This window comes from Vibrio sp. S234-5, assembly GCF_000960595.1.
Taxonomy (GTDB): Bacteria; Pseudomonadota; Gammaproteobacteria; order Enterobacterales; family Vibrionaceae; genus Vibrio.
Genome location: NZ_JZAM01000030.1, coordinates 1 through 518 on the forward strand (window position 1 = coordinate 1; position 518 = coordinate 518).

The following is a 518-nucleotide window of genomic DNA, read 5'->3' on the forward strand; positions in this document are numbered from 1 at the left end:
TCCCTCTTTGAAATGAGCGAGGGCCAGCAATCTCATTTTCATCTGAATAGATTTCTGCTGGCTTGCGAGCTTTTTAAAGTCGATATTATTGAGACTGTCCATAGCGAATAAGTTTTATCGTTGAATGGCCTCAATTAGATCACATTTTTACTTATATTGGTATTACCTGCTCGACCACATGGGCTTGTCATGGATAACTTCCCGCTCAAAACACCCCAAGCAATCTCAAGAAGTCCAAGACGATTTTAAAAAAAATTCAAAATTGAAACGATCCTGAAGATCCCAGGACATATCGCTCTAGAGCATGTTGATGTCTGGTTTCAAGATGAAGCCAGATTTGGGCAACAAAACACGACAACACGGTTATGGGCAGAGAAAGGAACACGCCCCCGAGCCGTGAAGCAACAACAATTTGAATATGCGTATCTGTTTGGTTCTGTCTGTCCCGCGAGAGGAATTGGCGAAGCGATGGTCGTTCCTTGGGTTAATAAAGAGATCATGATCGAGCATTTAAAGCA

Annotated in this window: 1 pseudogene; it reads left to right on the forward strand. The window is 42.5% G+C overall.

Annotated elements, in window-relative coordinates:
- Positions 1-160: 160 nt before the first annotated feature.
- A pseudogene (locus tag UF06_RS26680) lies at positions 161-518 on the forward strand (IS630 family transposase); the annotation flags it as partial.